The sequence below is a fragment of the Metabacillus niabensis genome, from assembly GCF_020524345.1.
GTDB lineage: Bacteria > Bacillota > Bacilli > Bacillales > Bacillaceae > Metabacillus > Metabacillus niabensis_B.
In genome coordinates, this window is record NZ_JAIVLH010000025.1 from 49,553 (window position 1) to 62,566 (window position 13,014).

The window sequence follows — 13,014 nt, forward strand, 5'->3', positions numbered from 1 at the left end:
ACTCCTCCATTTTCTTATGAAGATTTTTTCTATTCATGTTAAAAGGTTTACCTTCTTTATGATCTGTTAGTGCATGAAGAAAAGCTGCCACAAACTCTCCACCCCTCTAATTCTTTATGCATATTTCGTTTCTTGATCAGAAATTACCTTGTTATTAAACCAGCCTGTACATTTTATAATCATAATCGATTAAAATTGAAATAGGATGTCAACTAGTCATTTTTCAGGCATTAGATAGGAGGATCATTTTTGGAATTTAAAACGGAAAGATTAACAATTAGACCTTTTAAAAGTAATGACTTACATGATGTATTTACTATTTACAACAATGATGACACATGTAGATATCTTTTGCATGATAAGTGGTCACACGAAAATATGCATGAGGAGTTTAATAAAAAGTTAAAAAATAGAGAACTTACTAAAGAAACAACTTTAAGTTTGGCAGTAATCAACAACACGAAAGTAATTGGTGATTTATCTGTATGGTATACACCTATGAAAGATACGGTTGAAATTGGTTATAGCTTTTCTAATAATTCTTCAGGAAGGGGTTATGCTACAGAAGCCGTGAGTAGTTTAGTCAAGACGTTATTTGATACTTTTAATGTGCATCGTATACAAGCAAACCTTGATGCAAGAAATAAAGCTTCACAAAAATTATGTGAGCGTATAGGAATGAGAAAAGAAGCTCATTTTATTCAGGATTTTTGGAATAAGAATGAATGGACAGATAGCATTGTCTATGGGATGTTACGTTCAGATTTAGATTTACGGAACTAACGGAAGGTTTACACTTAGATATGTAAGGCTACATTATTAAATCTATGATACTCTAAAATATTACTCACGGATTGGGAATCTTTTTATAATCCGTGAGTGTTCCTTCACTTTATCTTTTATTTTTAAATTGAATTAGACCGAAACCAATTCCAACAGGGTCTACCAAATATGCGAGATAAAAGTCATCAAATTCCATTTTATCTCGTAAAATCATTGCCCCATTGTTTTTAGCTTTTGATAAAGCCTGATCAAGTGAGTCAACTTCAATTTGAATACGAGTTCCATGAGGAAAGTCATGTGGGCCTTTCCCGATGCCACCATCAATTCCTGACGTATCATTATTTCCTGTTGTAACAGCCCTATATTCCCATATAGGCTCAGCAATTTCCCAACCAAAAACATTCGAATAAAATGCTGCAGCTTTCTCAGGTTCTTGGCTACTTAGTTCAAATCCAATTACTCTCGCCATTAAAATTCCTGCTTTCCCAAGATCGATTAAAAATCTTTATTTCTATAATTCAATTCCATTTATATCAGTTAAATCGAAGTGTCAATAAATATATCTAGTACTTGTTCATTCATAAAACATAATCTCCTTTTTCTATGGATTTTTTGAAATTCACTAAAACAAACTGAATTATTATTTCTATAAAATCCAATAAATCCCTTTATATTTTAGAATAAACATTCGACAAACGATGGTTTCTCATTTTCCTCATTGAAAGAGCAACACACCACACTTAAAAAATCTTATGTAAACGACTCATTCCTTTTTCCGCAGTTAAAATCATTTCATCAAATAAATCTTGAACCGTTGGAATATGATCGATAAGACCGATTACCTGACCAGCCCAACCAAAACCTTCCATTTCATTCCCGTCATATATATATCTAGTATTAGCTTTACCGCTAATCACTTCTTTCAGATCTTCATAGGTTGCACCTTTCTGTTCACGCTCGATAATACCCAGCGCATATTGACTTTTCAACACTCGTCCCGGTGAACCTAAAGTTCTCTTTATCACAACTGTATCTGTCTCTTTTGCACTAAGAATTTCGTGCTTATATGTTTCATTCGCATGAACACATTCTTGAGTAGCTATAAAACGAGTACCCATTTCAATGCCTTCCGCACCTAGAGCGAATGCTGCTAATAGCCCTCGCCCATCACCAATACCTCCACTTGCTAATACCGGGATGGAAACAGAATCTACGACACGAGGAACAAGTACCATTGTGCCAATATCGTCACGTCCTAAATGACCTCCACCTTCCTGACCTACCGCCATGACAACATCTGCACCTAATTCTTCAGCTTTTTGCGCTTGTCTTACTCCTGATACTAAAACTAGTGTCTTTATGTTGCATCCTCTTATTCTTTCTAAAACAGGTTGCGGGTTACCTCCAGTTATCGAAATGGCTGGTACCTTTTCCTCAATAGCCATTTCAAGTAATTCTTTATACTGACCATCGTGTTTTGCAATTGCTAGATTCACTCCAAAAGGCTTATCTGTGAGTGTCCGCACTTTACGGATTTCCTCTCTAAGTCTTTCAGGTGTACGTAGTGTTGCAGCAGTTATTTGTCCAAGTCCTCCCGCATTTGATACAGCTGCAGCTAGTTCGGCGTAAGCTAGGTAAGCCAGCCCTCCTTGGACAATTGGGTATTTAATGCCAAATATCTCTGTTACTCGTGTTTTCATAACCTCTCATCTCCTTTTAAGGATGTTACCTTATAAGATTAGATATTCGACACCACGATTAATTAATCCTATAAAGGGAACAGAAGCAACACATTTTTATCATGATCCTTCCTCTAATACTAAAATTCTAATAAAGGTGAAGTAAACACCCCTAAAGTAAATTGAAGAGTTCCTTCACCGCGTCTTTATTTCCGTCAAGACATACTAGATACCATCTTTCTTACTCATGTTTTCATCGTCGGTTCTTTAATCTATAATGATTTATGTGTATAAAGGAATAATTATATCTTTTATCTAGATATACTTGATATGCATATCATAACTAAATTTTCTATATCATGAAAAAGGAGGATTATTTATGGAATTAAGAGTTTTGCGCTATTTTCTTTCTGTTGCAAGAGAAGGAAGCATGACAGCTGCTGCTGATTACTTGCATGTAACCCAGCCAACCTTATCAAGACAAATAAAAGACCTTGAACAAGAGTTAGGGAAAAAGCTCTTTACTCGCAGTAGTCATAGTATCATTCTCACAGAAGAAGGAATCCTGTTGCGAAAAAGAGCAGAAGAAATCGTTGAGATGGTCGATAAATTAGAGACAGAATTTCATTCCATGGAAGAAACAGTAAGTGGTGATGTATACATAGGCAGCGGTGAAACAGAGGCCATGAAAGAGATTGCGAGGGTGGTAAGAGATTTACAACTTCACTATCCACATATACGGTTTCACCTCTATAGCGGAAATGAAGAAGATGTGACTGAACGCCTTGACAAAGGATTACTTGATTTTGGTATATTAATTCAACCAGCGGATCTATCAAAATACAACTATGTCAATATCCCAGCCAAAGATGTTTGGGGAGTTGTTATGAGAAAAGACAGTCCTCTTGCTAGCAAAGAAACGATTCAAGCAATTGATTTAGTGAATATACCGCTCATTTGTTCACGTCAAGTGATGAAACAGACATCATCCAAAAATGAATTCGCCGATTGGTTTGGTGAAGAATTTACCAATTTAAACATCGTCACGACATACAATCTTGCCTACAATGCTGCCATTATGGTTGAAGAAGGAATTGGTTACGCATTAGCCCTTGACAAAATAGTGAACACGTCCAGTGATCGTAACCTTTGCTTTAAACCACTCGAGCCAAAACTTGAATCCGGCTTAAATATTGTTTGGAAAAAGCATCAGGTTTTTTCTGCAGCTGCTGAGCAGTTTTTAAAAGAAATTCAGAAGAAATTTTCAAATTCTTGAGAGAAAGTAATGGAATACAAACCAAAATAGGCAACTGCCAATGTAACAGTTGCCTAGAATACTTTAGGAATATATGTTATTACTCACTCTTCATCCAATCATAGATGTTTATGACACTTAATCATCATAAAATTTATTGAAGGTTTCCCTTTCATGTGCTTATTTGGCTCGTTAATGTCTGTACACTCTACTAGTCCGTATTTTTCAAAGTCTTGTTGTATGGAGTCAGTATCATAAAAATACATTTTTACTCCGTCCATAATCTCGAAATAATCCTCATCCAATTGTTTGCCCTTTCCGAACATTGGGGCTTTCTTTGAAACAGCTGTGAAAACCATATATCCATTTGGCTTTAACTGATCATAGCAATCTTGAATAAATTTTTTTCTTTCGTCTTTATTTAATAAATGAATAAGTGCATGGCTAAATATACCGTCATATTGTTTCTTTTCAAAAGGCATGTCCGACACAGAGCCATGATAAATATTGCAATCAAGGCCGTTTTGCGCTGCCAAATCAATTGCTGTTTTTGAAATTTCAATACCTGTTACATTTATACCATTATCAATAAACACCTTTGCATTTCTGCCATATCCAAAACCAGGTATCAGAATATCTTTCACATTCTTTTTTAGAAAAAAATCATTTGTTAGGATGGCAGAGTCTGTAGGTTCAAATCCCCACATCGTTTGTTTTTCGATAAAACTTGATTCCCAGAATTCCATTGTATATTTACCCCCCTTAATTATAGATATAATAACTCTTTAATAACTATAATAAGAATTAATCTATTTGTAAATAGATTAGTTCCTTACACGTCATTTTCTATGATTCATTCTTGTAAGATAAACTGATTATTATCGTGTAGTAAAATAAGAAAATGGTGCGTTATCACTCATGATTAACGCACCAATCTCAAGATTCCATATTCATGTGTATTCATCCTATCCCCGATAAAACCCACCTTCTGAATGGATAACCTGACCTGTTATCCAACCGGCATCCTCACTAGCAAGAAATGAGATGATACGGGCTGCATCGTCTGGTTGACCAATACGACCCATTGGGAATTTAGGTCGGAGATAGTCTCTTATCTCATCTGTCATCCAAGTCGAATCTGTTGGACCAGGATTCACAGCATTTACTGTAATACCCAAATGCGCCAATTCAGCAGATAAAGAGAGCGTAAAGGATGAGATTGCACCTTTTGTTGCAACATAGGCTAAATTTCCGGGCATTGGTCCTAATTGTTGACCAGATGTTAAATTAATAATACGTCCATACTGTCTATTCGTTTTCTGTATTAGTCTAGCAAACTCGACACAGAGAAGACTTGTCGCTCTCACATTCACAAAATAATGGTCATCCAAAATCTTTGCATCTAAATCCATAAAACTTGAATCAATTGAATGTGCAGCATTATTTATTAATATTGTAGGGATGCCTATCAATCTTGTGACTTCTCTAATCAAAAGCTCGGGAGAATCACTCTTTGCCAAATCTAATTCGATCCCCGCACAGCGGACTCCCGATTCAATCATTTCCCTTCGGAAATCCTCTTCCCAGTTAGAATCGGCATTCCAATGTGTAAAGAAAATGTCTATTCCCTCAGTTGCCAGTCTGCGACATATTGCAGCACCAATTTCTTTTTCGTTACTAACTCCAGTAATAACCGCAATTTTTTCATTATGACGATTCACTAAAACCCCTCCCAAATTAGGGACGGTCTGATTGTGTCAATAAAGATGTATTTTTACCCATTAATAAAAGCAGATATACAAAGGTATCTGCTTTAGAATACGGGAGTTTAATTGTCCACACCGTGTGTCCCTTGAATGAATTCAGATAGACAGTTCCGCACACTTAATAAGCACCGATTAGTCTTTCTGTCTCTATCCAATTAATGAATCATTACAAGGTTTTCCACATATGGATTCTTGATTCCCCTCTCATTACATCTCTTACTAAATTTTAGCAAAGAAACAACAGTAAAATCAAGGTGATTTCAGGCTTGTTATTAAAAAGTACTAATAAGCACGTTACTAAATGGAATGAAGTTTAATTAATTATTACTAAGTTTACTCTATTTCACATTCCTCAATTTAAAGTATTATCAATTCGAGATAAATTTTATAAAAAAACTTTTATCAATCAACCTATGACGTTAGGTTAATTGAAATTTCAACTAGTTTTTGAGATAGAATTATCCTTATTGAAGATTAATTGATTAACTGAAAACATTTTGCTTCCATTGATAACAAGATAAACTGCGATAGCCAAAAATGCTAAATCTAATTCATATCCTGCCATTTGTCCATTACCTAATAGTCCAACTGAGAGTTTCACTTTTAACGTTGCGCCAATCATTAATAAACCGAATAGGGCAGATATTAGTTTTGTTGCCAATCCAATGATTAAAGCCACACCACCAACCATCTCAAGCAATGCAACCCCATATGCGAGAAAACCTGGTAAACCTATTGCTTCAAACCATCCTACAATATTTTCAATTCCTCCTTGGAATTTATCCAGCCCATGGATAAAAAATAATACTCCTAACGTTACACGTAAAATAAGTGCTCCTAATTCATGTTTAAACATACTTTATTTATCCTCCAAAATCATTTTTCTTTTCATTAATGGTTAATAAATGACGATACCACTGTGCCGCAGCATCAACTTCTTCTCTTGTTAATTGATGACCCCTATTTTCCCAATGAATTTCTACATTTGCATACGCGCTTTTTAATAATGACTCTAGTTCTTTGGATTCCAAGGGGGAGCAGATTGGATCATTTGTGCCAGCCGCAATAAAAACAGACTTTCCAGATAAATTAGGAAGTTCCATTCCTTTTCTAGGGACCATTGGGTGATGAAGAATGGCACCTTTTAATGCATGTTGATAGTGAAATAATAAACTAGCAGCAATATTAGCCCCATTAGAATATCCAATGGCAAATAGATTATCACGGTCGAAATCGTACTTTTCTGCTGCTTCATCAAGAAACTCATGTAATTCCTTTGTACGAAAAATAAGATCTTCTTCATCAAATACACCTTCAGCTAATCTGCGAAAGAAACGTGGCATTCCATTTTCTAATACATTCCCTCGAACGCTTAGAATAGATGCTTCATCATCAATCATTCCAGCAAGAGGTAACAAGTCTAATTCATTTCCACCTGTACCATGAAGTAATAATAATGTAGGCTTAGTTAAATCTTTTCCTTTATTAAAAATATGTTTCATTATTTATCTCCCTCTAAATTACGTACTTCTATACTAGGCAAGTGTTCTTCTAATTCTTGTCGTTTTGACTCTAGCCACGACGGCAACATAAGTTTAGTTCCAAGTTCATCAATAGGTTCGTCAACTGAAAAACCTGGTGGGTCAGTTGCTATTTCGAAGAGTATCCCTCCCTGTTCATGAAAATACACGGCTTTGAAATAGTTTCGGTCACGGATTTCTGTCGGATAAAATTCCTTTTCTTTAAGAAGAGATTCCCATCTAAGAAGATCTCCTTCATCCTTTGCCCGCCATGCAATATGATGTACAGTTCCTGCTCCCATTAGACCTCGAACGGATGGAGATAACTTGATGTCAATGATATTACCTATGTTCTCCTCAGTTCTAAATCTAAGAAACCCCTCTTCATCACCGATACATTCAAGTCCCAATATATTTTCTAACACATCTGCAGTTTTACTAGGTTGGGCTGAAATTAATGTAGCTCCGCCAAACCCTTTAATCGCATTCTCTATTTGAATTCCGCCAAAGGTCCAACTATTTTTTGTTCCTTCATGTCGTTCTACAAGCTCAAGCTGAAGCCCATCTGGGTCATTAAATAAAATCGTTCTCTCATCAAACCGTTCAGAATGCTGGAATTCAACCCCGAATTTTTGTAAACGATGTTCCCAAAATGGAAGGGAACCAACTGGGATCACAAAACTAATTACTCCAACTTGACCAGTTCCGATGCGTCCTTTTAACTGCTTAGCCCATGGAAAAAAAGTAATGACGGTTCCAGGTTCTCCCCTTTCGTTACCAAAATAGAGATGATACACTTCTGGACGATCAAAATTTATCGTCTTTTTTATAAGTCTTAACCCAAGGACACCAGCGTAAAAGTCGATATTCCTTTGGGCATCATTCACCATTGCTGTAATATGATGGATACCAGTTGTTTTTTGCATTCTCAACCCCTCCTTACTTAAAAATTGTTTTATTTTGGTCGTTCTATGGAAAATATCTCACCTATTTTTGCGTAGTTTACACCTGCTAATCGACTAACAGCTCCTAAGCCCTTAGGATCAATTCTTCCTTTTTCATAAATACTATCTTCAATATGAAATTGAACAACTTTTCCTATGATAACATCACATCCTGGTGTATTGACACCGCCCAGTTCTAAAGAATGTTCTAGCACACATTCCATTCGAATTTTAGATTCTTTTACTCCAGGAACTGAAACTTTCTCACTTTCAACTGGTGTTAATTTAGCTACCATTACTTCACTCTGATTAGATGGAAGGTTAGCAGCTGTTTCATTCACCTTTTCCACATTGTCTTCATCAACAATATGAACAACAAACTCTTTTGATTCAATGATGTTTCTCGCTGTATCCTTTTGTCCCTCCTTTGATCGTTGAATGGATAATGAAATCATTGGCGGATTTGAAGATACGATATTAAAGTAACTAAATGGGGCGCCGTTTAGAACGCCCTCTTTTGAGCTTGTCGTGACAAAGGCAATAGGTCTCGGTATAATGCTACCTATTAAAAATTTATAATTCTCTCTTTCGCTATTGTTAGTAGGATCAATTGATAGCACAGAAATCACTCCCTTTCAAAAATTAGTTTAGCTCTCTTACTTTAATTGGTATTAAACCCTGTTCGATTCGTTCTCTATATTGTTCATACTGATGAGGTAACATCAATTTTTCTCCCATTGTCTCCAATGATTCATCATGTGCAAACCCTGGAGGATCAGTTGCAATTTCAAAAAGAATCTCTCCATGTTCTCTAAAGTAAATAGCATGAAAGTAGTTTCTATCTTGTACAGGAGTAACCTGATAGCCATTTTCTGAAACATATTTTTGCCAATCTAATTGATCTTGGTCATCAACTGCTCGCCATGCGATGTGATGTACTGTTCCAACGCCCATTTGTCCTCGCCCAATAGGAGTTTGTTTTAAATCAATGATATTTCCAATCTCTGCTGTCGAACGGAAACGACTAAAATCACCTTCTTTTGCAACAAGTTCAAGTCCCATTACCTTTTCTAATAATTCCGCCGTTTTATCTGGCTGGGTTGATAATAAGGTCGCTCCGCCAAACCCTTTAATCGCAACTTTAGGGGTTAATCCTCCAAAGTCCCATGTATTAGCCTCACCCTCTTCTCTCTCAACTATTTCCAAGTGAAGCCCATGTGGATCATCAAATTCCAGGTATTTCTCACCAAATCTATCCATTTCAGTAAATGTTACTTTGAATGATTTTAATCTTGTTTTCCAAAAAACCAAAGAACCTTTTGGAACAACGAAAGATGTAACTCCTACTTGACCGTCTCCTATCACGCCTTGGCGAGCTCCTGCCCATGGAAAGAATGTCATAATTGTGCCTGGTTTGCCACCTTCATCACCAAAATAAAGATGGTAAGTCCCTGGATCGTCGAAATTGACCGTTTGTTTTACTAGACGCAGTCCTAACACACCTGCATAAAAATTAACATTCTCTTGAGGGTGTCCCACGATTGCCGTTATATGGTGGATACCCATTGTTTTTCTATTCATTTTATTCACACTCCTTTTATTCATTTAACTAAGTTTCTATCTCATTTGTTATAGATAGGTAACAAATTCACTTATTGGTTTACGATAACCTCGTGCTCTTCTACTCTCTACTTTCTCTTTCCCTATTGTCATCATTAAAACCACTTCATGTTGATCATCTATATTTAATGTGTTCTTAACTGCTTCAGAGTCAAAGCCAATCATAGGACAGGTATCCCATCCTTTTTCCTGTGCAGCCATCATAAATAACATCGCTGATAAGGAAGCATTTCTAATGGCTTCATCTCTCTGGAAATCTTGACCTCTTGATTCATAAAATGTAACTGTATCATTGACCATTTGGTCGTATTCTTGTTTATTCACAATTCCTAGCATTTTTAACCCAGCATAAATATCTGATGCTAGTTGAAAAGCTTTTTTATCGCCGAGAACAATAATAACCGCAGAAGAACTTGATACTTTATATTGTCCATAAGCAGCCTCCCTTATTTTCTCTTTCACAACTGGATCTATTACAGTTACATATTTGGTATGTTGTAGATTAAAAGCTGATGGAGCAAGTTTGACTAATTCAAATATTTCATTTAGTTCTTCTTTTTTTATCGAATGATCAGGAAGAAAGTTATTTGCTGAACGTCTCTCTTTTACTAATTGAATAAAATCCATATTTTCCAATCTCCTTAATTAAAGAATCTTCATTTCGAGGTATATTAGAATAAAAAAATAAACATATTATAGCGGCCAGTACCGATTAAAGCTGAACAAATATCGATAAATGTTGCTTTCTCCAAAAGGATGATTTGAACATTTTCTTGATAACCTTATCATACAATTTATCTCGAATTAAATAATCTTGAATATGAGATAATGTTATTTAATTTATCTCATTTTGTCAATATATATATTCGTTTTTTATATTTTTTTCTAAAAAGACTTATTTAGTTTCTACCTTGCTTTAACATGAAAGATGATTGAAGCTAAACAAAGAAACCATTTCTAATCCAGAATTCCTCGCAAATTTTCAACAAAGTTTCTTTATTTTCTATTGCTATTTGCCCTTTAAGTAAACGAAAAAGACGATTACGTTTAAAGTAATCGTCCTTAATGGTCGTGTTGCTAGTATCGATATACAGCACTAAAAATTTCAACTATTCAAGAAAAATAACAAGACATTTGAGTGAAAATTAAAGGTTTTAACTCATCAGAATAGCCACATAGAATAAAGTTGATATTAGATCTTACTGGTTTTACTCACGTTCGACATGGACATAATTTATCTATTAGTTCGAAGAGCCAATAAGCGCTTTAGTTTGTCATCAATAAATGTATTATCGGTACTGTTAATTCCACGACCGGCAAAATGACCCCATACTGAGTTGATAGGATGATATTCTGCATTAGGTACAAGCCTAGCCTCATATTCGTTATTGTCTGCAGTGCAGAAGAGATCTGTACTCCCTGGCATGATATAAGTAACCGCATCGATGCTTTTGAGTGCCCTATCAAACTCTCCATTAAACGTGGGGTTTGCACTAATATCTGCATGTTGTCCTGTCCATAACATAGCTAGTACATTGTGAGGGTCCATACTCATAAAACTTTTTTCCCAAACCCCAACTGCAAAATCTTCCAATGAGGCAAATCCCAGTTCACGAAAAAGTTCTTCTTTATAGAAGGTCTGCGATAATCCCCATCCTGCATAGACACGGCCAACAGCACGCATGTCATCAGAAGTCAACTGGTTTAGCTTAGTAGAATCCGAGCCAACTGAGGCTAAGATCGCAGCCTTGAGTCCATCGAGGACTACATACGTTTGCGGCCAAGTTTTTGCATTTCCGCAGAAAGAGGCAATTCGCTCCACCATATCAGGATAACTTGCTCCCCATTGGAATGATTGGAGACCTCCCATTGACCATCCAACTACAAGAGCAATCTTCTGTATGCCGAATTTTTCCGTCACCAGTCGATACTGTAATTGAATGTTGTCATAGATGGTTACTTGTGGAAAATTAGCCTTGTCGAATGGTGCAGGCGTATTACTTGGCGAAGAAGATAATCCATTCCCTAGCAAATTTGGAATGATAATGAAATATTTCTGTGGATCCAGTGCCATGCCGTTTCCAATTAACCATTCATTATTAACATGTTTGTCGCTAAAAGCCGTTGGATAAACGATAACATTATCTTTCCTTTCATTTAATTTTCCATATGTCTTATATGCAAGAAAAGCACTTGGTAACGTCACTCCGGATTGCAAGGTTACATCACCTAAATTAAAAATCTCAAACTCCTCCATTGAGTTGTCACTCCTTTCTAGATGAAACACATACATGTAGATGTATTTCTTGTTATTAAGTATAAAGCTGTGCTATTTTCAATAAAAGTGAACAAAATGAAATATAGTTTTCAATAATATTGAAAGTAAAGGAGGAACCCTGATGGAATTGCGCCAACTGTATACGTTTCAAACAGTTGCAACAACTTTAAATTTCAGTAGAGCTGCTGAAGCATTAAACTAAGTACCATCCAACGTCACCATGCAAATAAAAGCATTGGAGGAAGAGCTTGATGTTCGTCTCTTTGATCGCTTAGGAAAGCAGCTCGTTCTCACCACTGCGGGTAAACGTTTTTTAACTCACGTCCACGACATTCTAAACAAATTGGAGGAAGCTCGCAGCGTCCTTCATGACAATGAAATTCTAAGCGGTACCTTAACGATCTGTGCCAATGAGGTTGTTTGCGCCTATCGCCTTCCAGATGTCTTTAAACTTTTTCGTTCGCGGCATCCGGGAGTTCGTCTTATTTTCCGATCCGTTCCAAATCAACAACTCAAACAAACACTCTTTGAGGGAACCTCGGATGTTGCCTTTATACTGGACGAACCGATTCAATCAACTGGACTTGCAACGGAATCATTGACGGAAGAAACGTTTCGCTTTTTCGCCGCTCCAGATCACCCACTTGCGAAACAACATGTATTACAGCTTGAAGATTTTCACGGAGAAGTGTTCTTGATTAACGAAAAGGGTTGTCCCTATCGAACCATGTTTGATCGAATATTTAAGAAAGGAGACATTGATCGTATTTCGTCTTTAGAGTTCCAAAGTGCCGAAGCCATTAAACAATGTGCAATTTCGGGAATTGGTATTGCCTTTCTTCCTGAAATAGTGACTAAAGTCGAAGTTGAACGTGGTGAACTTGTTGCTCTTCCTTGGCGAATTTCAGACTTGGATGTATATACACAGATGTCATGGCATAAAGACAAGTGGCTTTCACCAATCATATTAGCTTTCATAGAAGCAGCAAGGGAGGTTTGGAAGATAGAGGAGAACAATAGATCTAAATAGTTTACACTATTTAGATCTATCCAGGCTGTCGAGAAACCTCGGCAGCCTATTATTTTTATCTGAATACTTTAACTTTTCACCGCGTTAATTTGGTATAATATAGATAACTAATTGGGAGGGTGATATTTATGTTCAATAC

The 13,014-nt window shown here is 36.3% G+C and carries 13 protein-coding genes and 1 pseudogene; 3 read left to right on the forward strand and 11 right to left on the reverse strand.

Features of this window, described 5'->3' with window-relative positions; genetic code table 11:
* Positions 1–249 precede the first annotated feature (249 nt).
* The gene (locus LC095_RS22295; RefSeq protein WP_226530270.1) at positions 250–783 is read left to right on the forward strand and encodes a GNAT family N-acetyltransferase; all 534 of its coding nucleotides are present in this window, start codon (positions 250–252) and stop codon (positions 781–783) included.
* 109 nt (positions 784–892) lie between these two features.
* Here LC095_RS22295 and LC095_RS22300 read toward each other — a convergent pair whose 3' ends face one another.
* Together LC095_RS22300 and LC095_RS22305 are read right to left on the reverse strand one after the other, a co-directional pair.
* Complete coding sequence (locus LC095_RS22300; protein WP_226530271.1) at positions 893–1,252, reverse strand: VOC family protein; 360 nt, start codon at positions 1,250–1,252, stop codon at positions 893–895.
* A gap of 271 nt (positions 1,253–1,523) precedes the next feature.
* A complete protein-coding gene (locus LC095_RS22305; protein WP_226530272.1) occupies positions 1,524–2,483 on the reverse strand; it encodes an NAD(P)H-dependent flavin oxidoreductase in 960 nt (319 codons plus the stop codon).
* 358 nt (positions 2,484–2,841) lie between these two features.
* On the opposite strand from LC095_RS22305, the gene LC095_RS22310 reads away from it, so the two are divergent.
* Positions 2,842–3,738 carry a LysR family transcriptional regulator gene (locus LC095_RS22310; protein WP_226530273.1) on the forward strand — a complete coding sequence of 299 codons (897 nt, stop codon included), beginning with the start codon at positions 2,842–2,844 and terminating at the stop codon, positions 3,736–3,738.
* Between the two features lie 98 nt (positions 3,739–3,836).
* Here the strand turns inward: LC095_RS22310 and LC095_RS22315 are convergent, their stop codons facing one another.
* The 9 genes from LC095_RS22315 to LC095_RS22355 form a co-directional block, all read right to left on the reverse strand.
* Positions 3,837–4,463 carry a class I SAM-dependent methyltransferase gene (locus LC095_RS22315; RefSeq protein ID WP_226530274.1) on the reverse strand — a complete coding sequence of 209 codons (627 nt, stop codon included), beginning with the start codon at positions 4,461–4,463 and terminating at the stop codon, positions 3,837–3,839.
* A 219-nt stretch (positions 4,464–4,682) separates the two neighbouring features.
* Positions 4,683–5,438, reverse strand: coding sequence for an SDR family oxidoreductase (locus LC095_RS22320; RefSeq protein WP_226530275.1), 756 nt, complete (start codon positions 5,436–5,438; stop codon positions 4,683–4,685).
* 481 nt (positions 5,439–5,919) lie between these two features.
* Positions 5,920–6,339 (reverse strand): DoxX family protein, encoded by a 420-nt coding sequence (locus tag LC095_RS22325; RefSeq protein ID WP_226530276.1) that lies wholly within the window; start codon positions 6,337–6,339, stop codon positions 5,920–5,922.
* Positions 6,340–6,346: 7 nt separating this feature from the next.
* On the reverse strand, positions 6,347–6,988 hold the full coding sequence (locus LC095_RS22330; RefSeq protein WP_226530285.1) for an alpha/beta hydrolase: 642 nt from the start codon (positions 6,986–6,988) through the stop codon (positions 6,347–6,349).
* Entirely contained in the window at positions 6,985–7,929 is a 945-nt protein-coding gene (locus tag LC095_RS22335; RefSeq protein WP_226530277.1) for a ring-cleaving dioxygenase, read from the reverse strand. The genes LC095_RS22330 and LC095_RS22335 overlap by 4 nt, the downstream gene beginning before the upstream one ends.
* 29 nt (positions 7,930–7,958) lie before the next feature.
* Positions 7,959–8,567, reverse strand: coding sequence for a flavin reductase family protein (locus LC095_RS22340; RefSeq protein WP_226530278.1), 609 nt, complete (start codon positions 8,565–8,567; stop codon positions 7,959–7,961).
* Positions 8,568–8,589: 22 nt separating this feature from the next.
* Complete coding sequence (locus tag LC095_RS22345; protein ID WP_226530279.1) at positions 8,590–9,528, reverse strand: ring-cleaving dioxygenase; 939 nt, start codon at positions 9,526–9,528, stop codon at positions 8,590–8,592.
* Between the two features lie 48 nt (positions 9,529–9,576).
* Positions 9,577–10,194, reverse strand: coding sequence for a nitroreductase family protein (locus LC095_RS22350; RefSeq protein ID WP_226530280.1), 618 nt, complete (start codon positions 10,192–10,194; stop codon positions 9,577–9,579).
* A 607-nt stretch (positions 10,195–10,801) separates the two neighbouring features.
* On the reverse strand, positions 10,802–11,824 hold the full coding sequence (locus LC095_RS22355; protein WP_226530281.1) for an alpha/beta fold hydrolase: 1,023 nt from the start codon (positions 11,822–11,824) through the stop codon (positions 10,802–10,804).
* Between the two features lie 142 nt (positions 11,825–11,966).
* Between LC095_RS22355 and LC095_RS22360 the strand changes: the two are divergent.
* Positions 11,967–12,875 (forward strand): annotated as a pseudogene (locus LC095_RS22360) (LysR family transcriptional regulator).
* Positions 12,876–13,014 lie beyond the last annotated feature (139 nt).

Bases quoted from the DNA above. Each gene is read 5' to 3' on its own strand.
- LC095_RS22300 (WP_226530271.1), bottom strand. From the start codon at position 1,252: ATGGCGAGAGTAATTGGATTTGAACTAAGTAGCCAAGAACCTGAGAAA.
- LC095_RS22305 (WP_226530272.1), bottom strand. From the start codon at position 2,483: ATGAAAACACGAGTAACAGAGATATTTGGCATTAAATACCCAATTGTC.
- LC095_RS22310 (WP_226530273.1), top strand. From the start codon at position 2,842: ATGGAATTAAGAGTTTTGCGCTATTTTCTTTCTGTTGCAAGAGAAGGA.
- LC095_RS22315 (WP_226530274.1), bottom strand. From the start codon at position 4,463: ATGGAATTCTGGGAATCAAGTTTTATCGAAAAACAAACGATGTGGGGA.
- LC095_RS22325 (WP_226530276.1), bottom strand. From the start codon at position 6,339: ATGTTTAAACATGAATTAGGAGCACTTATTTTACGTGTAACGTTAGGA.
- LC095_RS22335 (WP_226530277.1), bottom strand. From the start codon at position 7,929: ATGCAAAAAACAACTGGTATCCATCATATTACAGCAATGGTGAATGAT.
- LC095_RS22345 (WP_226530279.1), bottom strand. From the start codon at position 9,528: ATGAATAGAAAAACAATGGGTATCCACCATATAACGGCAATCGTGGGA.
- LC095_RS22350 (WP_226530280.1), bottom strand. From the start codon at position 10,194: ATGGATTTTATTCAATTAGTAAAAGAGAGACGTTCAGCAAATAACTTT.
- LC095_RS22355 (WP_226530281.1), bottom strand. From the start codon at position 11,824: ATGGAGGAGTTTGAGATTTTTAATTTAGGTGATGTAACCTTGCAATCC.